Origin of the sequence: Winslowiella toletana (assembly GCF_017875465.1) — a bacterium.
Taxonomy (GTDB): Bacteria; Pseudomonadota; Gammaproteobacteria; order Enterobacterales; family Enterobacteriaceae; genus Erwinia; species Erwinia toletana.
In genome coordinates this window covers 1204766-1228739 of the sequence record NZ_JAGGMQ010000001.1, presented here as the reverse complement: position 1 = coordinate 1228739, position 23974 = coordinate 1204766, and the positions used below count along the sequence as shown (strand labels likewise).

Sequence of the window (23974 nt, the reverse complement as noted above, 5' to 3'; positions counted from 1 at the left end):
GCTGTTAAAGATGCTTTTAAACAGCAGATGTATCAGCCTGAACGCCAACAACCTTCGATTACCCGCGTGGATCATCCCTGCCAGGAATTCAGCACCTCGCTTCCCTTGCGTAAAGGTTCTGACGGCTTTGATAACCGGCAGGACTATTTGATTAAAGGCTATTTACCCAGTTCGTCTGTCACCAGCGCTTACGGTGCCAGCGGCTCATATAAATCGTTTCTGGCCGTATCCTGGGGATGCCATATCGCCACCGGTAAATCCTGGGCAGGTAAACCCGTAACCCAGGGCGCAGTTATTTATGTCGTGGGTGAAGGCGGTATCGGCGTTCCCCGCCGTATTCGCGCATGGGAGGAAACGCTTAACGGAGGAAGCCCAATCGATTCGCTATACCGCGTTGATTGTCCCATTTTCCCAGCCAGCCCGGAGAGCGTTGAGCAGGTGATCAAGGCGGCGAATGATGTTAAAGCCGCTACCGGCATGCAGGTCAGGCTAATCATTCTGGATACGCTTGCCCGCTGCTTTGGCGGCTCCGATGAAAACGCGGCTAAAGATATGGGTGCGTTTATTCAGGGATGTGATTTTATTAAAGCAGCCACGCAAGCGACGGTACTGATTATTCATCATTCAGGCAAAGACCAGGACAAAGGCGCGCGCGGCTCCAGTGCTTTCAGAGCGGCGCTGGATGTGGAATTTAACGTGCGTCGTGAAGGTGACGGTGGAGCGCTGATTCTTAGCTGTACCAAGATGAAAGATGCGGAGGAACCCCCACGTATGGCCTACGACTTGTACCCGGTCGATTTGTACATTGATGATGATGGCGATCAGATTACTTCGCTGGTGTTAAACGATGAAGGGCGCGAGGTCAGAGAGGATGCTGCTGATATCGATCCTGCCTTAGCTGGGGTACAGCGACTCACTGAAAACCATACGGCGCTTTGGCAGGCGGTTCGTTCGCGCACCGCCAGCGGTGAAGCCTGTACCCGGACTTTGGTTCGGGATGATATGAAGGCCATGGGGTATGACGTGTCGAAGAAATTCACCCGCTGGCTGGAAAAATTGGAAAAAGATGGCCTGGTCATCTGCGAAGGTGAACATATCAGTCCCAGATCTTTGCATAACGTAGTGGGGGATTAAGTGGGGGACTGGTGGGGGAACCCGGTAATAACTCGCATTTTTTAACCGATTTCCCCCACTTCTCAGGTGTTATACGCGTGAAGTGGGGGCGATAAGTTAACTGAATGATAAATAATGTTTTTATTTAAACCCGAAAAACTAGGTGGGGGAACAAGTGATTCACCATTAAGTGGGGGAGAGGTGGGGGATCCAAGTTTCTAATCGGCTTTATTGTGCCCATCAATACTTGTTGTTAAGCCCTTGTAACCATGTGTAATCCGCTATGAATATACCTTATAGCTATGCGGACAACTGTATGTCATTATTAATGACATAACTTTGAAATATCTACTTTTTTTGAATAAATGGAGAGGTTATGATTCAGACAGATATGCCTTTTATTTTTAATAAAGTATCAACGTCAGTATCCATAGATAGCATTCCTAAGATTATTATCGACTCTTCCTTTTCTTGGGGAACTATTTTAAGCGTTTTTTTTTGCTGGTGTTATACCTGCTTTGATTGCTTGGCTTGCGCTAAGGAGAAATTTTCAACTCGCTAGCTATCAGGTTAAATTACAAGAAAAAAAGATTATGCGCATACACTTCGAACCGCCGTTGCTTGCCATATAACTGATGCGGTTTTGTATGCAAGTGCTTTCAGACAATGGACACAGGAGAACTCAGTAAATACTAATAAAATTAATCAAAATATAATATTCTCAGAAATTTTGGAGCCAATGAAGGATGCTGAGAGGAGCAGAAATAATCTCCTTGTTGATTGACCGTGTCGAAGGTAAAATACTCATAAATCCTATTTCAGAAATGAAAAATGAAATGCAGGATTATATTTAAAAAGAAATTTCAAGCTATAAGGAAAGGAATTATTTCACTGAGTCTACTGATAAAGTATTTTTTAATACCATGAATTTATTAATAAAATGTAGTGTATTGATAATTTAGGTAAGGAACAGATGAAAAGAAAAGATTACTCAGAAAATGTATATCATTGGATAAAAACAGACATTCCAGGGTATAAAAATGATGAAGCATATGAGGCGGCTTTTGAAGTGTTGTTGAGCATTCTAAGGGATGGTTTCATTAAAGGAAGCAAGAAATTTATAACTGGAGGAGAAGCATGTATATGCTTTACTGAGTCACCTGAATATTTTTTGAATGATGACAGGTCAGATTATAAACCTTTTGGTTTGAGTTATTTAAAAGAAGATATTTTCATTTTTGGTGGCATGCCGGTAATTTATCAACCACAAGAAGAGCTTCAATATCTCGATGAAAGTAGATGGTGGAGACACGTTCAATTTGATCCTTGGTGTTCAATTGTGACGGGTAAAATAGTGGATTTTTCTTGGGAGCGAGAATGGCGCATTAAATCAAAAGAATTATCTGTATTCGATAGTGTTGCGATCATTGTACCTAATGAGGAGTATCTATTTAGGCTTAAGTATCATCTTGATGAAATGATAAATAATTCTGCTTACGAAAATTATATTGGCTACGAGATTTTCACTCCTTCATATCCTTTTAATAAATATAGTAATGACTTTTTATCAAAGATAAGCCTGATTAAGAAATAGCTTTGAAATATTTTAATTTAAACATCATCTATTTCATAGGTTTAGAAGATAGATGATGCATTGATATACTGATAGGTATTGGTTAAAGCTGAAATTGATACATATTTTTATCCGCACTCACTTTATCATTTATCAAATATTTTGTTTAACGTAATTACCCCACCACGCCATCAACTCCTTACGCTGGTCAAGATACAGGGAGCGGTTATAAGCGCGCCGCACCTCGTTCTTATCAGTATGTGCCAGGGCGGCCTCAATGACGTCGGGATTCAGCCCCGCTTCGTTCATCGCTGTACTGGCAATTGAACGCAGCCCATGAGCAACCAGCTTGCCACCATAGCCAATCCTCTTTAAAGCCGCATTGGCCGTCTGACTGCACATCGGCTGCTTAGGGTCATTACGACTCGGAAAAACATGCACGCGATTTTTGCTGACAGGCTTCATAAATTCCAGAATCTCTAAAGCCTGATCCGACAGCGGCACGATATGCTCACGCTTTGCCTTCATGCGCGCAGCAGGGATAACCCAGAGTTTTTGCTCGACATCAATCTCGCACCATTCGGTTCCCGAAGCTTCCGATGGCCTCACCAGCGTTAATAGTTGCCATTCAATTAAGCAGCGTGTCGTTACAATGAGGTTAGACATGACCAGCGTGCGCAGAAGCTTTGGCAGTTCTTCTGGTCGCAGAGTCGGCATATGTTGTTTTTTGGGTTTCTCAAAGGCGTAGCCAATACCGGATGCAGGGTTAAGATCAATCAGGCCAGTGTTTACGGCATAGATCATGATTTCGTTGATACGTTGCACCAGGCGCCTGACAGTTTCCAATGCGCCACGGGCTTTGATCGGTTCAAGCGCCTGTACCAGTGTGCGCGCTTTTATCTCCTGCACCGGAATGTCCTTCAATACTGGAAAGACGTCTTTCTCCAGAGAGCGCCAGATATCTTTGGCATAGTCCGGCGTAACAGTTTTACTCTTCAGCGCAAACCAGTTGCTGGCAACATTGGCGAAAAGGCTTTCTACAGCTATTTCGACCTGCTCAGCTTCACAGGCGATCTTTTCATGTGGATCAATGCCTCTGACCAACAGGGCTTGTTTCTCGGCCCTTAACTGCCGTGCATCAGCTAATGAGAGGGCAGGGAAGTTACCGAAGGTAATGGTAGTACGCTTATTGGTCCCCGGCTTGAGGTAGCGAAAGCGCCAGGTTTTTCTGCCTGACGGTTTTACCATCAGGAACAAGCCTTCACCGTCGTGCAGGTAAAGCTTGTTTGTTGTAGCGCGGGATTTACTCACTTCAATGTGGGTAAGGGGGCGTGCAATCCTTGGCATGCAGTACCTCGTCCATGTTTTAGGCCTACGTTTTTAGGCCTATATCATAACGTAGGCCTAAACGTAGGCCAAAAGGTTCTGGATTCAGTCGGATCTCCGCGGAAGATTACAGACACAAAAAAGCCCGCAGGGCTTACACCGTGCGGGCTTCCAGGACTTCTGCGGACGGCTCTGGAACCGCCGCGAAAAGATTTTGGTGGAGCTGGCGGGAGTTGAACCCGCGTCCGAAATTACTACACCGTCGGCACTACATGCTTAGTCCAATCTTTACATTCGCCGGTTAGCTGCGGATGGACACGCCACTAACAAACTAGCCTGATTGGATTTAACGCTTCAACCCCAGGCAAGGTATCCACGCGATCTCTTTTGGGTTTGACCTCTCTTGATCCCCGTCCTAAGAGCGGAGGCTAGGGAGAGAGGACACCTTCAGTTTCTTAGGCTGATTAAGCAGCGAACGCTAACTGGTTAAAGTCAGCGTCGTTTGCAGGTGCAGTTTTGTAGTTGATTGCAACTATTTTTTTACGGCTTTTTACGAGGCAAACCGTCCCTCGGCATGCTCCTAAGGCTACACAATCCCGTCGAGTCCAGAATCAGCCCCAAGTACTGTTGAGCAGTATATCAGAAAAACCATACGCTATGCCAGTGGCTTAGCGATTTGCATGTTTCATGATACGTGCTTTGTCTTGCTGCCATTCGCGATCTTTAACACTATCGCGTTTGTCGTGCTCTTTCTTACCCTTGGCCACGCCAATTTTCAGTTTGGCCCAGGCATTTTTCCAGTACATGGACAGCGCCACGATGGTGTAACCATCGCGATTGGCACGACCGTACAGTGAATCCAGCTCGCGCTTTTTCAGCAGCAGTTTACGGCTGCGGGTCGGATCGCAAACAACGTGCGAAGATGCCACGCTGAGCGGCTGGAATGTTGAGCCAAACAGATAAGCCTCGCCATCGCGCAGCAGGATATAGCTGTCGCTGATGTTGGCCTTGCCGGCGCGGAGTGATTTTACTTCCCATCCTTGTAACGAAAGTCCTGCCTCGAACTCTTCTTCAATGAAGTATTCGTGACGGGCGCGTTTGTTCATGGCAATGGTAGCGGAACCGGGTTTATGTGCTTTTTTCTTTGTCATAGTGCGGCTTAGTCTACATCAAGCAGTGAATAATGGCATCCCCTGACCAATACCTGGCGGGGAAATGCGCTATTTTAGCACGCCATTGGCGCCAGAGAATTTTGTTTGATCGCCGGGGATGATATTATTTATATGTTTTGAGATATAACAGGAATCGATATGGCCCAGATTAGCCGTTCAGCGCTTGTGCCTTATAGCGCCGAGCAGATGTACCAGTTAGTGAATGATGTCGACGCGTATCCCGAGTTTCTGCCCGGTTGTACCGGCAGCCGCGTTCTGGCATTTGCGGAAAATCAGATGACGGCATCGGTCGATGTATCCAAAGCGGGCATCAGTAAGACGTTTGTTACCCGCAATACGTTGACTGACAATCAAAGTATTCATATGCAACTGGTTGATGGGCCGTTTCGTAAGCTGACCGGTGGCTGGAACTTTACGCCACTCAGTGAAGAGGCCTGCAAGGTTGAACTGAATCTTGATTTTGAGTTCACCAATATGCTGGTCGAACTGGCTTTCGGCCGCATATTTAAAGAACTGGCCAGCAGCATGGTACAAGCCTTTACCCTACGGGCAAAAGAGGTCTATCGTGCCTGATATTGCCGTTGAAGTGGCGTATGCATTACCTGATAAACAGTATCTGCTCAGTGTGAAACTGGCTGAGGGCAGTACCGTTGAGCAGACCATCAAAGCGTCAGGCATTCTTGAGCTGCGCCGCGAAATCGATCTGGATGAAAACAAAGTTGGGGTATTTAGCCGCCCGGTAAAGCTGGCTGACGAAGTGCATAATGGCGATCGCGTTGAGATCTACCGCCCGTTGATTGCTGATCCCAAAGAGTTACGCCGTCAGCGGGCAGAACGCGCTGCAAAAAAATAAAGGCGCCGGTTGAGCGCCTTTTTTATACCTGTCGTTCACACTCACTATTTTGTGGTGGTGAGCTTTGGCTTGTTGTCGATGTTGGTCAGCGTACCGTTGCTGTCGAAAGTCAGCGTCAGCGTTTGCTGTTTCACCGGCTCATGACCCGGTTGTTCACGGAACACGTAGTACCAGGTGTTGTTACCAAACGGATCGTGCATCATCGGTGTACCCAGCGTGTAAGCAACCTGTTGTTGCGTCATACCGGTATGAATTTTTGCCACATCGTTAGCCACCAGGTAGTTACCCTGGTTGATGTCTGGACGGTAAACCACTCGCTCCAGAGTGGAACAGCCAGCGGTCATCATAAGAAGTACCACTGCAGCAGCAGTCAGCGTTTTACAGCGCATTAATTGATTCCTTATTGGGGCTCGACGCCTTGTATGAGGCGACTTCACCCGGGTCACTAAGCCTTTTTTAAGCTCTGGTTGCGCACATCGATAAGAAGAGCCTGGCTCCCTGCGACGAATTGTGCTGGCCATGCCAAACTGCCCGCGGCGATGGCAACAACTGCCGATGATAATCAACCTTACCGCAGTTTGAAACCTTTACAGAGCAAGCATATGACCACAGGAATGTAAAAAAGTGCTGGGTCAGGCTGCTAAAAGCTCTTTTGCATTGGCCAGAGTGTTGCGTGTCACCTCGCTTCCACCCAGTAACCGCGCCAGTTCCTGCAGACGCGCGCGCTTATCCAGTGGCTGCATATGGGTTTCTGTCACGGCGCCATCAGTTTCTTTACTGACATAGAAATGTTGGTGGCCACAACCGGCTACCTGCGGCAAGTGGGTGACGCACATTACCTGGGTTGATTCTCCCAGCTGACGCAGCATTTTGCCTACCACCGCCGCAGTAGGGCCACTGATACCAACATCCACTTCATCGAAAATCAGCGCCGGTGTATCCATTTTCTGTGCGGTAATCACCTGAATAGCCAGTGCAATACGCGAAAGTTCGCCGCCGGACGCCACTTTCGCCAGTGCCTGCAATGGCTGGCCCGGGTTGGTGCTGACGCGGAAATCAATACGATCGGCACCATCAGCGGTTAACTGATCAGGGTTAAACTGCACATCAATCGCCAGTTTGCCGTGCGGCATCGACAGTGCCTGCATACTGGTGCTGATTAGCTGGCTCAGTTCACTGGCGTAGTGCGCGCGACGCTGATGCAGTTGCCGGGCGGTGGCCAGCGCCGCCTGATAATGTACATTGACTGCACTGCTCAGCGTTTCCTGATCGCTTTCCTGCTGCGATAACTGTTCCTGCTCATCCAGTAACTGCTGATGGAAGGCGGGCAGCTCTTCCGGTGAAATATGGTGTTTACGCGCCAGGTTGATCTGGCGTGACAGGCGCTGTTCCAGTTCGAACAGGCGATTGGGATCGAGATCCAGACGATCACAATAGTGACGTAACTCATCGCTGGCTTCACTGATCTGAATCGCCGCTTCTTCCAGCATGCTAAAGACGTTGCTCAGCTTGTCATCCATGCTAATCAGCTCGCCCATCATCTGGCGTGCGCTGTATAGCAGACTTTGCAGATTGCTCTCGTCGCCATCGGCCATCAGCTGTAAGGCTTGCTGGCTGGTGGATAGCAGCTGGCCGCTGTTGGCTAAGCGTTTGTACTCTTCGTCAATACTTTCAAACTCATTGGGCTGTGGCGCAAACTCATTCAGCTCTTTCAGCTGATATTGCAGCAGCTCACGGCGCGCTTCACGCTCCTGCGCCAGTTGCTGATGGCGCGCCAGTTCACGACAGCTCTGATGCCAGAGGCGGTAGCCTGCGGCCATCTCCTGAGTCAGCTGGCTCTCATCGGCGTAAGCATCCAGCAGATTTTTCTGATGTTCAGGCTTCAGCAGCAACTGATGGGCGTGCTGACCATGGATCTGAATCAGCAACTGGCCTAAATCACGCAGCTGGGAGAGAGGAACTGAGGTGCCATTAATAAAGCCGCGTGAACGGCCATCGCTGCTAATGACGCGACGCAGCAGGCACTCATTGCCGTCGTCCAGCTGGTTCTGTTCCAGCCAGCGCTGGGCCGAGGGGGTATCTTTTAGCGCAAAGCGCGCGCAGATATCGGCGCGCGCCGCATCCTGACGAACCATATCTGCTTCGGCACGACCGCCGAGACAGAGACCAAGCGCGTCGATAGCAATCGACTTACCCGCACCGGTTTCGCCGGTAATCGCCGTCATGCCACGTTGAAAATCAATTTCCAGCTCGCGAACGATAGCAAAGTTACTGATGGTCAGTTGTGCCAGCATAATTATTTCCTGTATGAATACACAGATATGGTTTTTCATACAGTATAAACTGGTTTTATATACAGTAAAGTAGCTGGTGAAGATTTTCAGAATAATTTTTTTGACCAGCCCAACTTTGAACTTAATGTGTTGAAGTAATTGTAATTTTGTGGATGGATCAGATTGAGATGATAGTCGCTGCGGCGAATCAGCACATCTTCACCTTCCTGGATTGGTAGCGCGATCTGGCTGTCACAGCTGATTTCCAGGTCGCCGCGCATATGGGAGAAGCGCAGGCGAATGGTGCTACTGCTGTTAATTACCAGCGGGCGCGCCGACAGGGTATGTGGAAACATCGGCACCAGCGCGATGGCGTCCAGCGAAGGCGTCAGAATCGGTCCACCGGCGGAGAGGGAGTAGGCGGTGGAGCCGGTTGGCGTGGAGATAATCAGGCCATCCGAGCGCTGGGAGAAGGCGAAGTTTTCATCGATATAAACTTCAAACTCAATCATATGCGCAACTTTTCCCGGGTGCAGCACGACCTCATTGATCGCCGTGCCAATTCGCGGTGAGCAGGCTTTTTTGCAGACCTGTGCCTCCAGCAGAAAGCGGCTTTCAACCAGGTATTTCCCTTCAAGCACGTCGGCCAGCTGTTGCTGGGCATTATCCGGGTCGAGATCGGTCAGGAAACCTAAGTTGCCGCGGTTAATGCCAATGACTTTGATGTCATAACGCGCCAGTACGCGCGCCGCACCCAGCATATTGCCATCACCGCCAACCACAACCGCGAGGTCGGCGCGCTGACCAATATCCGCCAGTGTGCCGGTCGCCACATCATGCAGGCCCAGCTCGCGGGCGATCTGCTGTTCGATAATGACTTCGTAGCCTTTTGCCGTCAGCCAGCGATAGAGCATTTCATGCGTGGTCAGAGCCGTTGGATGGCGCGGATGGCCGACAATTCCAATGCAGTTGAAATGATTGTTCATTATGCTGGTGTTCCCCCTGGGGATGATCTGCCCCGACAATGTGACTGGCTTCCCTTGAAACCTCGATTCTGATCCCCATAATAAGCGAACCAGCGAGATGAATGTGCAAAAACGCGGAGAAATTCATGAGTAGTAAAGAACAGAACACACCAAACGAGCAAGTCTCAGACGAAATTGAGATGGAGCAAGGGCAAAACCAGGACGCGGAGACGACAAACGAGGTGGATCCGCGTGATGAGCGTATCGCTCAACTGGAAGCCGAACTGGCGCAGTCTCAGGGCGGCGTACGTGAAGCACAGCTTCGTGCGCAAGCAGAAATTGAGAACATTCGTCGCCGTACCGAACTGGACGTCGAGAAAGCGCATAAGTTTGCCCTGGAAAAATTTGCAAACGAATTGCTGCCAGTGATCGACAGCCTGGAGCGTGCGCTGGAACTGGCGGATAAAGCCAATCCGGAGCTGACCGCAATGATTGAAGGTATCGAGCTGACCCTGAAATCGCTGCTCGGCGCGGTGCGCAAATACGGTGTTGAAGTGGTAAACGAGACTAACGTACCGTTCAACCCGGATGTGCATCAGGCGATGTCGATGATGGAATCTGAGGATGTGGCGCCGAACCATGTGATGCTGGTGATGCAGAGTGGCTACACCCTGAATGGTCGCCTGTTGCGTCCGGCGATGGTGGCAGTGGCGAAAGCCAAGTCCTGATCGCTGAGCGTGGTCGGTATTGCCCAGACCATCAAGATAAAAAAGCACCGCTTGCGGTGCTTTTTTTATGCTGGCACTAAGCCGGTAAAACAGGCGTCCAGTCGATTGGCGCTTCACCGTGCTCACTCAGGTAAGCATTGGTTTTGGAAAAGTGGCCGCAGCCGAGGAAGCCGCGATGAGCGGATAACGGCGATGGGTGCGGCGCCTGTAATACATGATGGCGTTTACGATCGATAATGCTGCCTTTCTTCTGGGCGTGCGAACCCCAGAGTAAAAACACCACCCCTTCACGATGCTGGTTAATCGCCGTAATCACATTATCGGTAAAGGTTTCCCAGCCAAAACGCGCGTGGGAATGGGCCTTACCGCCTTCAACAGTCAGTACCGTATTCAGCAACATCACGCCCTGTGTTGCCCAGCTCTCAAGAAAGCCATGACTGGGCCGCTCAAAGCCCGGAATGTCACTGACCAGCTCTTTGTACATATTCACCAGCGAAGGCGGCACCGCGACCCCCGGCAGCACCGAGAATGCCAGGCCATGCGCCTGGTTCGGACCGTGATACGGATCCTGGCCAAGGATCACCACTTTAATCGCCCCCAGCTCGGTCAGACGAAAGGCATTAAATACGTCTTTCTGCGGCGGATAGACAGTTTTGCCTGCGGCCCGCTCACTGGCGACAGCACTCAGCGTCTCAATAAAGTAAGGCTTCTGTTTTTCCTCTGCCAGCACGTCGTGCCAGGTTAATGCGTTGACCATTACATTCTCCCTTCGGGGCCTGTCCAGTTTAATGGCGTAGTTTAACGTTTATCGGCAGTGGGAAAAACATTAAAAAATAATTGAAATTTACAAAAATAACCGCAAATAAATCAGCAGGGAATATTGATATAAATCATTACCTTGTGGATTACCAACACCACGGGCCAGGCGGATAATTGATATATATCAAAGCTTCCCGTCGGCAGGGTTGGTATACAACCCTGAGCAATACCCTTTTTCACAAGCCTGGGAGGCATTATATGATTACCGGAATTCAAATCACCAAAGCGAATGACAGCGGACTGCTGAACTCATTCTGGTTACTGGATGAAGACAAGGCGCAGGCGCGCTGCGTCTGTGCTAAAGCGGGTTACAGTGAAGATCAGGTGGTTAATCTGAGCGATCTGGGACAGATCGAGTATCGCGAAGTGCCACTGGAAATGAAACCAGAAGTCCGGGTAGAAGGTGGTCAGCATCTTAATGTGAATGTGCTACGTCGTGAAACCTTACTGGACGCCGTTGAACATCCGGAAAACTACCCGCAGCTGACGATTCGCGTCTCTGGCTATGCGGTGCGTTTTAACTCACTGACGCCTGAACAGCAGCGTGATGTGATTGCGCGTACCTTTACTGAAAGCCTGTAATCTTCGCGCAGTAAAAAAGGAGCCTGATGGCTCCTTTTTTGTCAGTGGCTGCAATTATTCAGCACTCTCTTTTTTCACTTCACTGCTCGGCTTACGACGTTTACCGATATTTTTAGTGTCGCGATGACGCTTCTTAATACGCGGTTTGGTCTCTTCGCTCTCTTTATCTTTTTTCTCTTTGCGCTTCTCTAATGCTTTTTTCGATGGTTTACCTTGCAGCTTCTCACTTGGCGCACGCGTGGTCGGGCGTAACTCATCGATAGTACGAGATTTCAGCGGTTCATCGATATAGCGGGCGATTTTCCCCAGCAGCAGATGGTCATGCGCTTCAACCAGCGACAGGGCGGCCCCTTTCTTGCCGGCACGGCCTGTACGGCCAATGCGGTGCAGATAGGTATCCGCAGTGCGCGGCATATCAAAGTTAAATACGTGACTGATATTATCGATATCTATCCCGCGCGCGGCGATATCGGTAGCCACCAGCACATTCACCCGGCCTTCGCTCAGGCGTTTAAACGCTTCATTACGCTTAGCCTGCACCATCTCACCTTCAAGGAAGCTGGTGTTGATTCCCGCTTCACGCAACCAGCCGCACAGCTCATGTACACGCTCACGCTTACGCACAAAGACGATAGAGCGCGTCACTTCTTCCTGTTGCAGCAGGTGAATCAGCAGGGCGGTTTTATGTTTGATATCGTCAGCGCGATAGTACCATTGCAGGATTTTTTTGCGTTCACGGCGCGCCGGGTCGGCTTCGACTTCCACCGGTTCGTTCAGAATGCGTCTGGCGAATTCGGCAACGGCTTCGCTTTCCAGCGTCGCTGAGAACAGCATGGTCTGTTTACGCCAGCGGGTTTCCGCCGCGATGGTTTCGATATCCTGGGCAAAACCCATATCGAGCATACGGTCGGCTTCATCAAGGATCAGCGTCTCTACCGCACGGCAATCAAAGTTTTCTTCTTTAATATATTGCAGCAGGCGACCGGTGGTGGCGACCACCACATCCTGGTTTTCGCTAAACACTTCCGCGTGGTTCATATAGGCCACGCCGCCGGTGATAGTGGTGATATCCAGATGGGTGTTTTTCGCCAGTTCACGTGCCTGGTCGGCAACCTGCATCGCCAGTTCGCGTGTTGGCGTCAGGATCAGAATGCGCGGCGGCCCCGATTTTTTACGCGGAAAGTCGATCAGATGCTGCAGTGCCGGCAACAAGAAGGCAGCCGTTTTTCCTGTACCGGTTGGCGCCGAACCCAATACGTCACGGCCCTCCAACGCGGCCGGAATAGCTGCAGCCTGGATCGCGGTTGGGCGAGTGAAGCCTTTTTCCTGCAGGGCATCCAGCAGGCTTTCATCAAGTTCGAGTTCGGAAAAAGTGGTTACAGTCATGGTCTACCTCAGTTTGGGGCGCTGATTATAGACAGATTGAGCGCGATCTTCATCTGTTTGTGTTCAGTTGATGACTTTTCTCAAGTCTCAGTTTGTCCTATGCTAGCGCCGTTTCCCTTTCAGGTCAGTGTTATGTCACAACAAAAGGCCACTTTGCGCGCCAACGGATTTACTTTTAAACAATTTTTTGTTGCCCACGATCGCTGTGCGATGAAGGTGGGCACGGACGGTGTGCTGCTGGGTGCCTGGGCGCCAGTGGCGCGGATTAACCGGGTGCTGGATATCGGCTGTGGTAGCGGCCTGATTGCGCTGATGCTGGCGCAACGCACCGATGAGGGTGTACGGGTAGATGGCGTCGAGCTGGATGCCGAAGCTGCCGGGCAGGCGCAGGAGAATTGCGCAGCATCGCCATGGGCTGCGCGTCTGGCCATTTATCAGCAGGATATTCGTCAGTTTGCTGCGCAGTCGCAGGCGCGCTATTCACTGATTGTCAGCAATCCACCGTACTTTGCCGCCGGTTCCGCCTGTGCTTCGCCGCAACGTGCGGCCGCCCGCTATACCGATACGCTCGATCACCAGACGCTGTTAAGCTGCGCTGAACAGCTTATCGACGAAGAAGGTTTTTTCTGCCTGGTGCTGCCTGCCGATGTCGGTAATCGTTTTGTCGAGATGGCGGTGAGTCGCGGCTGGTTCTTACGTTATCGCACGGATGTGGCCGATAATGAAACCCGTCCGCCCAATCGGGTGATGCTGGCGCTTTCGCCACAAGCGGGCGAACAGTTTGTCGACAGTATGGTGATTCGCGGGCCAGATCAGCAATATTCCGAAGCGCATTGCAGCCTGACCCGGGATTTCTACTTATTCAGATAACGCGCGGTTGCAGGATGGTCGGCAACGCCTGCGGCAGCTGTTCAGGGTAGTCGAGAGTGTAATGCAATCCGCGACTCTCCTTGCGCTGCATGGCGCAGCGTACAATCAGTTCCGCCACCTGCACCAGATTACGCAGTTCCAGCAGATTGTTGGAGATGCGGAAATTGGCATAGTATTCGTCGATTTCCTGTTGCAGCGTGCTGATGCGGCGTAGCGCGCGCTCCAGCCGTTTAGTGGTACGTACGATGCCGACATAGTCCCACATAAACAGCCGCAGTTCGTGCCAGTTATGCTGAATCACCACCCGCTCGTCAGAATCATCGACCCGGCTCTCATCCCACGCCGGCAGCAGTGTGACAACCTCACGCTGCGGCAGGCGCTGACTGATATCTTCGGCGGCTGACCAGCCATACACCAGACACTCCAGCAAGGAGTTGGACGCCATACGGTTGGCGCCGTGCAGGCCGGTATAGCTCACTTCACCAATCGCATACAGTCCGTCGAGATCAGTACGTCCGTGCTGATCGACCATCACGCCACCGCAGGTGTAGTGAGCCGCCGGAACAATAGGGATCGGCTCTTTCGTCAGGTCATAACCGAAGCTGAGCAATTTGTCATAGATCATCGGGAAATGGCTGCGCACAAAGTCGGCGGGCTGATGGCTGATATCCAGATACATACAGTCTGCGCCAAGACGTTTCATCTCATGATCGATGGCGCGGGCGACGATATCACGCGGCGCCAGTTCACCACGGGCATCGAAATCCGGCATAAAGCGCGTACCATCCGGACGTTTCAGATAAGCGCCTTCGCCGCGCAGCGCTTCCGTCAGCAGGAAATTACGCGCCTGTGGATGGAACAGACAGGTGGGGTGGAACTGATTAAATTCCAGATTGGCGACCCGGCATCCGGCGCGCCACGCCATTGCAATGCCGTCGCCCGAAGCGACATCCGGGTTGGTGGTGTACTGATAGACTTTCGCCGCTCCGCCGGTGGCCAGCACAATCGATCGCGCGCTACAGGTTTCGACCTTTTCGCGCTTGCGGTTCCAGATATAAGCACCGACGACGCGTCGCGGACCGGCAATACCGATTTTATCCGATACAATCAGATCGACAGCATTACTACGTTCGATAATCCGGATATTAGGATGGCTCAGCGCCTGGCTGACCAGTGTGGTTTCGACCGCTCTGCCGGTAGCGTCGGCGCTGTGCAGAATGCGGCGATGGCTGTGTCCGCCTTCGCGCGTCAGATGATAATGCTCTTCGCCGTTGGCGCGGGTCTCTTTATCGAACAGAACACCATTGTCGATCAACCACTGTACGCACTGGCGGGCGTTACTGGCAATAAACGACACCGCTTCGCGGTCACACAGGCCGTCGCCGGCAATCAGCGTATCTTCGATATGCGATTCGATGCTGTCGGTTTCATCAAACACCGCGGCGATGCCGCCCTGGGCATAGAATGTGGAGCCTTCGCTAACCGGCCCTTTGCTCAAAACCGTGACCTGCTGGGTTTCAGCCAGTCGCAGCGCCAGCGAGAGTCCTGCGGCGCCGCTGCCAATAATCAACACGTCACAGCTGTAATCGGTCGAATGGGTCATGATGTTTAATATACTAAACAGGTTGTTTGCTGAGCATAGCGCCAATTTCTGCCGGGAAAAAGCCTTTTTTCTGTGCGGATCTCACAATGTTGTCATGTTTTTGTCAGGGCGATAACCGAAAATCATTGGCTTAGCGCTGGTTTTTGTCATGTTAAGTTTAATATTGCGAACTTTAGCGAATAAACGGCTTTTAGAGATGAAAAGCGCGGCTCCATGCGTTACTCTGCGGGCGTCCGTCGGGATTCATATCGCACGTGAATATGAAAGAAAGGTGGTGGCATACACTTTATCAGAAAGCAAAATAACCATGTGAAGTGTAAAAACAGCCCGGCGTTAAGACAAAAATAATGGCGTAACTGAACTAACGACAGAATGACCCCTCTAAGCGAGTGCTTGCTCAGAAAGTTGAGTCATTGCTGGTTATTCTATTACGCGTGGAGACAGATTTGGGGAGACATTACCTCGGATGAGCGAGCAGTTAACGGATCAGGTTCTCGTTGAGCGGGTGCAGAAAGGAGATCAGAAGTCATTCAATTTACTGGTTGTTCGTTACCAGCATAAAGTGGCCAGTCTGGTTTCGCGCTACGTTCCGTCAGGCGACGTGCCTGATGTGGTGCAAGAATCGTTTATCAAAGCCTACCGCGCACTGGAATCATTCCGTGGCGATAGCGCATTTTATACCTGGCTGTACCGCATTGCGGTGAATACAGCGAAGAATTACCTGGTTGCTCAGGGGCGTCGTCCGCCTGCCAGTGATGTGGATGCGATCGATGCGGAAAACTTTGAAAGCGCAGGCGCGCTGAAAGAAATTTCGAACCCTGAGAACTTAATGTTGTCTGAAGAATTGAAACAGATAGTTTTTCGTACCATTGAGTCACTTCCTGAAGACCTGCGTATGGCGATTACCCTGCGTGAGTTGGATGGCCTGAGCTATGAAGAGATAGCAGCCATTATGGATTGTCCCGTTGGTACTGTGCGTTCACGTATCTTCCGTGCTCGCGAAGCTATCGATAATAAAGTTCAACCGCTTATCCAACGTTAGCGATAACGGACACAGGAAGGGTACTAAGGCATGCAGAAAGAAAAACTTTCCGCTTTAATGGACGGTGAGGCTTTGGATAACGAAGTTTTATCCGCATTGTCTAAAGACGCCACACTGCAGCAAAGCTGGGAAAGCTATCATCTGATCCGCGATACATTGCGTGGTGATGTCGGAGAGGTTATGCATTTTGATATTGCGGCGCGGGTTGCTGCGGCAATTGAAAATGAACCTGTTCGCAAGGTGACTACGTTAATCCCGGAAGTGCAGCCAAAGCCAGAACGTTGGGAGAAAATGCCTTTCTGGCACAAAGTGCGTCCATGGGCCACACAGATCACGCAAGTTGGCGTGGCAGCCTGCGTCTCACTGGCAGTGATTGTCGGTGTGCAGCAGTATAACCAGCCTCAGCAAGATGGCGGCCAGCAGTCCGATTCACCGGTATTTAACACGCTACCGATGATGGGCAAAGCTTCTCCGGTGAGTTTAGGCGTGCCAGCGGACAACGCCAACGCCACTAATGCGCCACAGCAGGTGCAGGAGCAGCGTCGTCGGGTTAATGCATTGTTGCAGGATTACGAACTGCAGCGCCGGTTGCATTCGGAACAGCTGCAATTTGAACAGAACTCGCCACAGCAAGCGGCAGTTCAGGTTCCAGGAAATCAGTCTTTAGGAACTCAGCAGCAGTAATGAAGCAATTCTGGTGTGCCGTCAGCCTTATGGCTGGCAGCCTGATGTATTCATCTGTCGCCCCGGCGGAAACCACTTCCGGGGCGTTACTGCAACAGATGGAGCAGGCTAGCCAGTCTCTTAATTATGAACTCGCCTATATCAACGTCTCCAGGCTGGGGATCGAATCATTACGCTATCGTCATGCTATCGTTGACAACAAAGTGTTCGCACAGCTGTTGCAGATGGATGGCCCGCGGCGTGAGATTATCCAGCGTGGCAATGACATCAGCTATTTTGAGCCAGGCCTCGAACCTTTCACCCTTAATGGCAGCTATATTGTCGATTCGCTGCCGTCGGTGGTAAATGCGGACTTCCGCCAGCTTACCAGCAACTATGACTTTATCTCGGTTGGCCGCACGCGTATCGCAGACCAGCTGTGCGAAGTGATTCGCATTGTGGCGCGCGATGGCACGCGCTACAGCTATATCGTCTGGCTCGACAGCGATACCAAATTGCCACTGCGCATCGATTTGCTGGATCGCGACGGTGAGACACTGGAACAGTATCGCGTGGTCAGTTTCGCCGTTGATGAAGGTGTGCGGAATATGATGCAGGGGCTGACTAAGGCCAATCTGCCGCCATCGCTGTCGGTTCCCATGGCGGAGAAAGTGAGTTTTAACTGGAAGCCGACCTGGTTGCCGAGCGGTATGAAGCAGGTATCGCAAAGCCGTCGCAATATCCCTTCTCTGAATAAGCCGGTCGAATCACGGCTTTACTCTGATGGTCTGTTTAGTTTCTCGATCAATATCAGTCCGGCGGATAAAAGCAGTTCTGCGCAGCTATTGCGCACAGGACGTCGTACGGTGCAGACTGTAGTGCGCGATAATAGTGAAATTACGATAGTGGGTGAGATCCCGCCATCAACCAGTAAACGCATTGCAGACAGTATTGATACCGGAACAAGCAAATGATGAGAGAATGGGCCACGGTGGTTTCGTGGCAAAACGGCGTGGCGACACTGCATTCCGAAATTAAAACCTCCTGCAACAGTTGCTCCGCACGGAAAGGCTGTGGCAGTCATATGCTGAACAAACTGGGCGCGAAAAATGCCCATGTGATGCAGATTGCCAGTGAGCAACCGCTGCAACCGGGCCAGCGTATTGAGCTGGGCATCAAAGAGAGCAGCCTGCTGGGTTCCGCTCTGCTGGTGTATATGACCCCGCTTTTCGGCCTGTTTCTGTTTTCCGCGCTGTTCCAGTCGCTGTTTAACAGTGATTTCGCCGCAGCGGTTGGCGCATTGCTTGGCGGTATCGGTGGTTTTATCGTCGCAAAAGGCATTTCCGCGCGTTTTGGCGATCGTGAAGCCTTCCAGCCGATTATTTTAAGCGTCTCTTTGCCCCCGGAAGCGCTGCGTGTTGAAAGTTAGCGCTGGCGCGTCAGAGCGCACTGGCGCTGGCCGCCCGTGGTTTTATGGCGGCAAATAGTTGCTTTATCCTGCTGAAATTCCCCTCACTCGCTTTTTCTTATCTTCATCGCCTGCTGCGGATGATTCCACGACTCTGATATGTAGTGTAGAATGCAGCCTTTCGGACAAAAGTCCGCCTGTGAAATTACGCTCTCCGTGGCATACCTGTCGTGAGAGTTTCAGAATTTGTAAGGCAGAAAAATCTCTATAATGAAGCACATACGAAATTTCTCCATCATCGCACACATTGACCACGGTAAATCAACGCTCTCTGACCGTCTGATTCAGATCTGCGGTGGCTTAAGCGAACGCGAAATGGCTGCGCAGGTTCTGGATTCCATGGATTTAGAACGTGAGCGTGGCATTACAATCAAAGCGCAGAGCGTGACGCTCGATTACAAAGCGCTAAACGGTGAAACTTACCAGCTCAATTTTATCGACACCCCGGGCCACGTTGACTTCTCTTATGAAGTTTCACGCTCGCTGGCTGCCTGTGAAGGTGCGCTGTTGGTGGTCGATGCAGGGCAGGGTGTGGAAGCACAAACCCTGGCGAACTGCTATACCGCCATGGAAATGGATCTGGAAGTGGTGCCGGTACTGAATAAGATTGACCTGCCAGCAGCCGATCCCGATCGCGCGGCGCAGGAGATCGAAGATATCGTTGGCATTGACGCTACCGATGCAGTGCGCTGTTCAGCGAAGACCGGGGTTGGCGTGCCTGAGGTGCTGGAGCGCCTGGTGCGTGATATTCCGCCGCCAGAAGGTGATCCGGACGCGCCGTTGCAGGCACTGATTATCGACTCCTGGTTTGACAACTATCTTGGCGTGGTTTCGCTGGTGCGTATTAAAAACGGCACCATGCGTAAAGGCGACAAAATCAAAGTGATGAGTACTGGCCAGGTGTATAACGCCGAGCGTCTGGGTATTTTCACGCCGAAACGTGTTGATCGCGATGTGCTGAACTGCGGCGAAGTTGGCTGGCTGGTCTGCGCGATTAAAGACATTCTCGGTGCGCCAGTCGGCGATACGCTGACCTTAGCGCGCAATTCAGCCGATAAAGCGCTGCCGGGCTTCAAAAAAGTGAAGCCGCAGGTTTACGCCGGCCTGTTCCCGATCAGCTCTGACGATTATGAAGCCTTCCGCGATGCGCTGGGCAAACTGAGCCTGAACGATGCTTCCCTGTTCTATGAACCAGAAAGCTCCACCGCGCTTGGCTTCGGCTTCCGCTGTGGTTTCCTTGGTTTACTGCATATGGAGATCATTCAGGAGCGTCTGGAGCGTGAGTACGATCTTGACCTGATTACTACCGCGCCGACGGTAGTCTATGAAGTGGAAACCACTGCGGGTGAGACGGTCTATGTTGATAGCCCGGCTAAGCTGCCAGCGCTGAACAGTATCGCTGAGCTGCGTGAACCGATTGCAGAATGTCATATGCTGTTGCCGCAGGAGTATCTCGGCAACGTGATTACACTGTGTATCGAAAAGCGTGGCGTGCAGACCAATATGGTTTACCACGGCAACCAGGTGGCGCTGACTTATGAAATTCCGATGGCTGAAGTGGTTCTCGACTTCTTCGACCGTCTGAAGTCAACTTCACGCGGTTATGCGTCGCTGGATTATAACTTTAAACGTTTTCAGACCTCTGACATGGTACGTGTTGATGTTCTGATTAACGCCGAGCGTGTTGATGCGCTGGCGCTGATCACTCACCGTGATAACTCGCAGTATCGTGGTCGCGATCTGGTGGAAAAGATGAAAGATCTGATTCCACGTCAGCAGTTCGATATCGCGATTCAGGCGGCAATTGGCAACCATATTATTGCCCGTTCAACCGTCAAGCAGCTGCGTAAAAACGTTCTGGCCAAGTGTTATGGCGGTGACGTCAGCCGTAAGAAAAAACTGTTGCAGAAACAGAAAGATGGTAAGAAACGTATGAAGCAGGTCGGTAACGTTGAGCTGCCGCAGGAAGCGTTCCTTGCCATTCTGCATGTTGGCAAAGACAGCAAATAAGGAAATCGTTTAATGGCTAATACCTTCGCCCTGATCCTGTTTATCGCGACAGTGGTGACCGGCATCGTCTGGTGTCTTGATAAGTTCAAACTGGCGCCCGCACGCCGTGCGAAACTGGCCGAAGTGCGCGCGCAGACCGGCAATGCCGTCGATGAGAAAACACTGGCAAAAGTGGCTAAACAGCCGGGTTGGGTCGAAACGGCCGCATCGGTGTTCCCGGTGCTGGCGGTGGTATTTATCGTGCGTTCATTTGTGTACGAGCCATTTCAGATTCCTTCCGGCTCGATGATGCCAACTTTGTTGATCGGTGACTTTATCCTGGTGGAGAAATTCGCCTATGGTATTAAGGATCCGATCACTCAGACGACGCTGATCCCTACCGGACATCCGAAACGTGGCGATATTGCGGTGTTTAAATATCCGAAAGATCCGAGTCTGGATTATATTAAACGCGTGGTAGGGTTACCGGGCGATCGGGTGAGTTACGATCCGGAAAGCAAAACGGTCACGATCAACCCGGCTTGTGAAAGCGGCCAGTCATGCAACACGGCGTTGCCGGTGACCTATTCCGATGTGCAGGCAAGCGACTTTATCCAGACCTTTAGCGGCTTTGCCGGCAATGAATCTGGTAACGGTTTCTTCCAGGTGCCGCAGGGCGAATCGATGAAGGGCGGCCTGCGTCTGGCAACCCGTAATGAAACGCTGGGCGATGTGACTCATCGTATTCTGATGGTCACCGAAGCGCAGAGCCAGCCAGGCATGTACTATCGTCAGCCAGGTCAGCCGCAGTCAACATGGGTGGTGCCGCAAGGTCAGTACTTTATGATGGGCGACAACCGTGATAACAGTGCTGACAGCCGTTACTGGGGCTTTGTACCGGAGAGAAATCTGGTTGGTAAAGCGACCACTATCTGGATGAGCTTTGAGAAGCAGGAAAATGAGTGGCCGACCGGCGTTCGTCTGAGCCGTATTGGTGGAATTCATTGATTGTCGCCCGCAGTGATGCGGGCAATATCATATATCCAAAGGTTGGCTTCCTGCGGGAAGCCACTGCAAACGAAACTGTTTAGTGTTGGTTTTTAAGTCAGCCCTGTTCCGTGTGCAGAATAATTGACGCATTCTTGAAATTGGTAACGCATGAACCCCATCGTAATTAACAGGCTGCAGCAAAAGCTGGGCTACACTTTTACTCATCAGGAATTATTGCAGCAGGCATTAACCCATCGTAGTGCCAGCAGCAAGCATAATGAGCGGCTCGAATTCCTTGGCGACTCTATTCTTAGTTATGTGATTGCGAATGCCCTTTACCACCGCTTCCCGCGGGTGGATGAAGGTGATATGAGTCGCATGCGCGCCACGCTGGTACGCGGCAACACGCTGGCGGAGATGGCGCGTGAGTTCGATCTCGGTGAGTGTTTGCGTCTGGGGCCGGGAGAACTAAAAAGCGGCGGTTATCGCCGTGAGTCAATTCTGGCCGATACCGTCGAAGCGCTGATTGGCGGCGTGTTCCTGGATAGCAATATTCAGACCGTCGAACAACTGATCCTCAACTGGTATCAGTCGCGCCTTGATGACATCAGCCCGGGCGACAAACAGAAAGATCCAAAAACGCGTCTGCAGGAGTATCTGCAGGGTCGCCACTTGCCGCTGCCCTCCTATCTGGTGGTGCAGGTGCGTGGTGAAGCGCATGACCAGGAATTTACTATTCACTGCCAGGTAAGCGGTATGGCGGAACCGGTGGTGGGCACCGGTTCAAGCCGTCGCAAGGCTGAACAGGCAGCGGCCGAACAGGCGCTGATCAAGCTTGGACTTGAATAAGTGAATAACACATTACAATCAGCACTGTGACAGGCGCTGATTAACTCAGGACTCGAATGACCGAACAACAGACTCATTGCGGCTTTATTGCTATTGTAGGCCGCCCAAACGTTGGTAAATCTACGCTGCTGAACCAGTTACTGGGGCAGAAGATTTCCATCACCTCGCGTAAACCGCAAACTACCCGTCACCGCATTATGGGTATCCATACCGAAGGGGAGTATCAGGCGATCTACGTCGACACCCCGGGCTTGCATATGGAAGAGAAGCGCGCCATTAACCGCCTGATGAACCGCGCAGCCAGTAGCTCGATTGGTGATGTTGAGCTGGTAATCTTTGTGGTTGAAGGCACGCGCTGGACCGCCGACGATGAAATGGTGCTGAATAAGCTGAAGGATAACCGCGTGCCGGTGATCCTGGCGATCAATAAAGTGGATAACGTCACGGATAAAAGCATCCTGCTGCCGCATATGCAGTTCCTCAGCCAGCAGATGGACTTTATGGATATGGTGCCGATCTCAGCGGAAACCGGCAAAAATGTTGATACCATTGCCAGCATCGTGCGTAAGCGTCTGCCGGTGGCCGATCACCATTTCCCGGAAGATTACATTACTGACCGTTCACAGCGCTTTATGGCCTCGGAAATTATCCGTGAGAAACTGATGCGTTTCCTTGGTGCTGAGCTGCCCTATTCGGTTACCGTGGAGATTGAGCGCTTTATCACGAATGAGCGTGGCGGCTATGATATCAATGGTCTGATTCTGGTGGAACGTGAAGGCCAGAAGAAAATGGTGATCGGTAACCAGGGTTCCAAAATCAAAACCATCGGTATTGAAGCGCGTAAAGATATGGAAGATATGTTTGAGGCGAAAGTACACCTTGAACTGTGGGTTAAAGTGAAGTCTGGCTGGGCGGATGACGAACGTGCGCTGCGCAGCCTGGGCTATACTGACGATCTGTAACTCCTGAATGGAAGGCTGGCAACGCGCGTTTGTCCTGCATGGACGCCCTTACAGCGAAACCAGTCTGCTGTTAGATCTGTTTAGCGAAAGCCACGGACGCGTGCGGGTGCTGGCTAAAGGCGCCCGCTCAAAGCGCTCCAATCTGAAAGGCGCATTGCAGCCTTTTACGCCGTTGCTGGTGCGCTGGGGCGGACGCGGTGAAGTCAAAACCCTGCGCGGTGCTGAAGCGGTCTCGCTGTCGCTGCCGTTAAGCGGAATCACCCTCTACTGTGGTCTGTACGTCAATGAGCTGGTCTCGCGCGTACTGCAACACGAAACGCCCTTCCCGGAACTGTTCTTCGACTATCTGCACTGTATCCAGACTTTAGCTGGCGTCAGCGGTTCGCCGGAACCGGCGCTGCGTCGCTTTGAACTGGCAATGCTCGGCCATCTTGGCTATGGCGTCGATTTCCTGCACTGCGCCGGCAGCGGGGAAGAGGTAGCGGATGAGATGACCTACAGCTACCGTGAAGAGAAAGGTTTTATTGCCAGCCTGGTAATTAATAACCGCAGCTTTACCGGCCGCCATCTGCGCGCGCTGTATGAGCGAGAATTTCATGACGCGGACAGCTTACGCGCGGCAAAACGTTTTACCCGCATCGCATTAAAACCCTATCTTGGCGGCAAGCCGCTTAAAAGCCAGGAACTTTTCCGCCAGTTTGTGCCGAAAAAACGTGCAGACGCACCGCCTGCAGACGCAGAATAGCGA

General features: G+C 51.4%; 24 protein-coding genes and 1 other RNA gene. 16 read left to right on the top strand and 9 right to left on the bottom strand.

Going from position 1 to position 23974, the window contains the following annotated elements; all coding sequences use genetic code 11:
• Positions 1–27: 27 nt before the first annotated feature.
• The gene (locus J2125_RS24925) at positions 28–1134 is read left to right on the top strand and encodes a helicase RepA family protein (protein ID WP_241764044.1); all 1107 of its coding nucleotides are present in this window, start codon (positions 28–30) and stop codon (positions 1132–1134) included.
• Positions 1135–2086: 952 nt separating this feature from the next.
• The gene (locus J2125_RS05740; RefSeq protein ID WP_017803122.1) at positions 2087–2707 is read left to right on the top strand and encodes a hypothetical protein; all 621 of its coding nucleotides are present in this window, start codon (positions 2087–2089) and stop codon (positions 2705–2707) included.
• 132 nt (positions 2708–2839) lie between these two features.
• Here the strand turns inward: J2125_RS05740 and J2125_RS05735 are convergent, their stop codons facing one another.
• The 3 genes from J2125_RS05735 to smpB all read right to left on the bottom strand — a co-directional run bounded on the left by J2125_RS05735 (position 2840) and on the right by smpB (position 5163).
• A complete protein-coding gene (locus J2125_RS05735; protein ID WP_026111987.1) occupies positions 2840–4033 on the bottom strand; it encodes an integrase domain-containing protein in 1194 nt (397 codons plus the stop codon).
• Between the two features lie 194 nt (positions 4034–4227).
• Positions 4228–4631, bottom strand: a transfer-messenger RNA (tmRNA) gene (ssrA, locus tag J2125_RS05730).
• A gap of 49 nt (positions 4632–4680) precedes the next feature.
• A complete protein-coding gene (smpB, locus tag J2125_RS05725) occupies positions 4681–5163 on the bottom strand; it encodes an SsrA-binding protein SmpB (RefSeq protein ID WP_017803124.1) in 483 nt (160 codons plus the stop codon).
• 159 nt (positions 5164–5322) lie between these two features.
• On the opposite strand from smpB, the gene J2125_RS05720 reads away from it, so the two are divergent.
• Positions 5323–5757 (top strand): type II toxin-antitoxin system RatA family toxin, encoded by a 435-nt coding sequence (locus tag J2125_RS05720; RefSeq protein WP_017803125.1) that lies wholly within the window; start codon positions 5323–5325, stop codon positions 5755–5757.
• Complete coding sequence (locus tag J2125_RS05715; RefSeq protein WP_017803126.1) at positions 5750–6037, top strand: RnfH family protein; 288 nt, start codon at positions 5750–5752, stop codon at positions 6035–6037. The genes J2125_RS05720 and J2125_RS05715 overlap by 8 nt, the downstream gene beginning before the upstream one ends.
• Positions 6038–6081: 44 nt before the next feature.
• Here J2125_RS05715 and bamE read toward each other — a convergent pair whose 3' ends face one another.
• The 3 genes from bamE to nadK all read right to left on the bottom strand — a co-directional run bounded on the left by bamE (position 6082) and on the right by nadK (position 9296).
• Positions 6082–6426 carry an outer membrane protein assembly factor BamE gene (bamE, locus tag J2125_RS05710; RefSeq protein ID WP_017803127.1) on the bottom strand — a complete coding sequence of 115 codons (345 nt, stop codon included), beginning with the start codon at positions 6424–6426 and terminating at the stop codon, positions 6082–6084.
• A gap of 243 nt (positions 6427–6669) precedes the next feature.
• Positions 6670–8331: a DNA repair protein RecN gene (recN, locus tag J2125_RS05705; protein WP_017803128.1), complete on the bottom strand. Its 1662-nt coding sequence runs from the start codon at positions 8329–8331 to the stop codon at positions 6670–6672.
• An 86-nt stretch (positions 8332–8417) separates the two neighbouring features.
• Positions 8418–9296: an NAD(+) kinase gene (gene nadK / locus J2125_RS05700; protein ID WP_017803129.1), complete on the bottom strand. Its 879-nt coding sequence runs from the start codon at positions 9294–9296 to the stop codon at positions 8418–8420.
• 125 nt (positions 9297–9421) lie between these two features.
• Here nadK and grpE point away from each other — a divergent pair, with 125 nt between their 5' ends.
• Positions 9422–10003, top strand: coding sequence for a nucleotide exchange factor GrpE (gene grpE / locus J2125_RS05695; protein ID WP_026111988.1), 582 nt, complete (start codon positions 9422–9424; stop codon positions 10001–10003).
• Between the two features lie 76 nt (positions 10004–10079).
• Here grpE and ung read toward each other — a convergent pair whose 3' ends face one another.
• Positions 10080–10760, bottom strand: a complete 681-nt coding sequence (ung, locus tag J2125_RS05690; RefSeq protein WP_017803131.1) for a uracil-DNA glycosylase — start codon at positions 10758–10760, stop codon at positions 10080–10082.
• A 260-nt stretch (positions 10761–11020) separates the two neighbouring features.
• Between ung and grcA the strand changes: the two genes are divergently transcribed.
• A complete protein-coding gene (gene grcA / locus J2125_RS05685; protein ID WP_017803132.1) occupies positions 11021–11404 on the top strand; it encodes an autonomous glycyl radical cofactor GrcA in 384 nt (127 codons plus the stop codon).
• A gap of 54 nt (positions 11405–11458) precedes the next feature.
• Here the strand turns inward: grcA and srmB are convergent, their stop codons facing one another.
• A complete protein-coding gene (gene srmB, locus J2125_RS05680; protein WP_017803133.1) occupies positions 11459–12790 on the bottom strand; it encodes an ATP-dependent RNA helicase SrmB in 1332 nt (443 codons plus the stop codon).
• A gap of 132 nt (positions 12791–12922) precedes the next feature.
• On the opposite strand from srmB, the gene trmN reads away from it, so the two are divergent.
• The gene (trmN, locus tag J2125_RS05675) at positions 12923–13660 is read left to right on the top strand and encodes a tRNA(1)(Val) (adenine(37)-N(6))-methyltransferase TrmN (RefSeq protein ID WP_017803134.1); all 738 of its coding nucleotides are present in this window, start codon (positions 12923–12925) and stop codon (positions 13658–13660) included.
• Here trmN and nadB read toward each other — a convergent pair.
• A complete protein-coding gene (gene nadB, locus J2125_RS05670; protein WP_017803135.1) occupies positions 13653–15263 on the bottom strand; it encodes an L-aspartate oxidase in 1611 nt (536 codons plus the stop codon). The two genes, trmN and nadB, sit on opposite strands and share 8 nt — an antisense overlap.
• A gap of 466 nt (positions 15264–15729) precedes the next feature.
• Here nadB and rpoE point away from each other — a divergent pair, with 466 nt between their 5' ends.
• The 9 genes from rpoE (at position 15730) to recO (ending at position 23971) form a co-directional block, all read left to right on the top strand.
• Positions 15730–16305 (top strand): RNA polymerase sigma factor RpoE, encoded by a 576-nt coding sequence (gene rpoE / locus J2125_RS05665; protein WP_017803136.1) that lies wholly within the window; start codon positions 15730–15732, stop codon positions 16303–16305.
• 30 nt (positions 16306–16335) lie between these two features.
• Positions 16336–16989 (top strand): anti-sigma-E factor RseA, encoded by a 654-nt coding sequence (rseA, locus tag J2125_RS05660; RefSeq protein WP_017803137.1) that lies wholly within the window; start codon positions 16336–16338, stop codon positions 16987–16989.
• Entirely contained in the window at positions 16989–17942 is a 954-nt protein-coding gene (rseB, locus tag J2125_RS05655; protein ID WP_017803138.1) for a sigma-E factor regulatory protein RseB, read from the top strand. The genes rseA and rseB overlap by 1 nt, the downstream gene beginning before the upstream one ends.
• On the top strand, positions 17939–18397 hold the full coding sequence (rseC, locus tag J2125_RS05650) for a SoxR-reducing system protein RseC (RefSeq protein ID WP_017803139.1): 459 nt from the start codon (positions 17939–17941) through the stop codon (positions 18395–18397). Before rseB ends, rseC begins: the two co-directional genes overlap by 4 nt.
• 249 nt (positions 18398–18646) lie before the next feature.
• Positions 18647–20446: a translation elongation factor 4 gene (gene lepA, locus J2125_RS05645; RefSeq protein ID WP_017803140.1), complete on the top strand. Its 1800-nt coding sequence runs from the start codon at positions 18647–18649 to the stop codon at positions 20444–20446.
• Between the two features lie 12 nt (positions 20447–20458).
• Entirely contained in the window at positions 20459–21433 is a 975-nt protein-coding gene (gene lepB / locus J2125_RS05640) for a signal peptidase I (RefSeq protein WP_017803141.1), read from the top strand.
• A 150-nt stretch (positions 21434–21583) separates the two neighbouring features.
• Positions 21584–22264 carry a ribonuclease III gene (gene rnc, locus J2125_RS05635; protein ID WP_017803142.1) on the top strand — a complete coding sequence of 227 codons (681 nt, stop codon included), beginning with the start codon at positions 21584–21586 and terminating at the stop codon, positions 22262–22264.
• A 56-nt stretch (positions 22265–22320) separates the two neighbouring features.
• On the top strand, positions 22321–23226 hold the full coding sequence (gene era / locus J2125_RS05630; RefSeq protein ID WP_017803143.1) for a GTPase Era: 906 nt from the start codon (positions 22321–22323) through the stop codon (positions 23224–23226).
• Between the two features lie 7 nt (positions 23227–23233).
• The gene (gene recO, locus J2125_RS05625; protein WP_017803144.1) at positions 23234–23971 is read left to right on the top strand and encodes a DNA repair protein RecO; all 738 of its coding nucleotides are present in this window, start codon (positions 23234–23236) and stop codon (positions 23969–23971) included.
• Positions 23972–23974 lie beyond the last annotated feature (3 nt).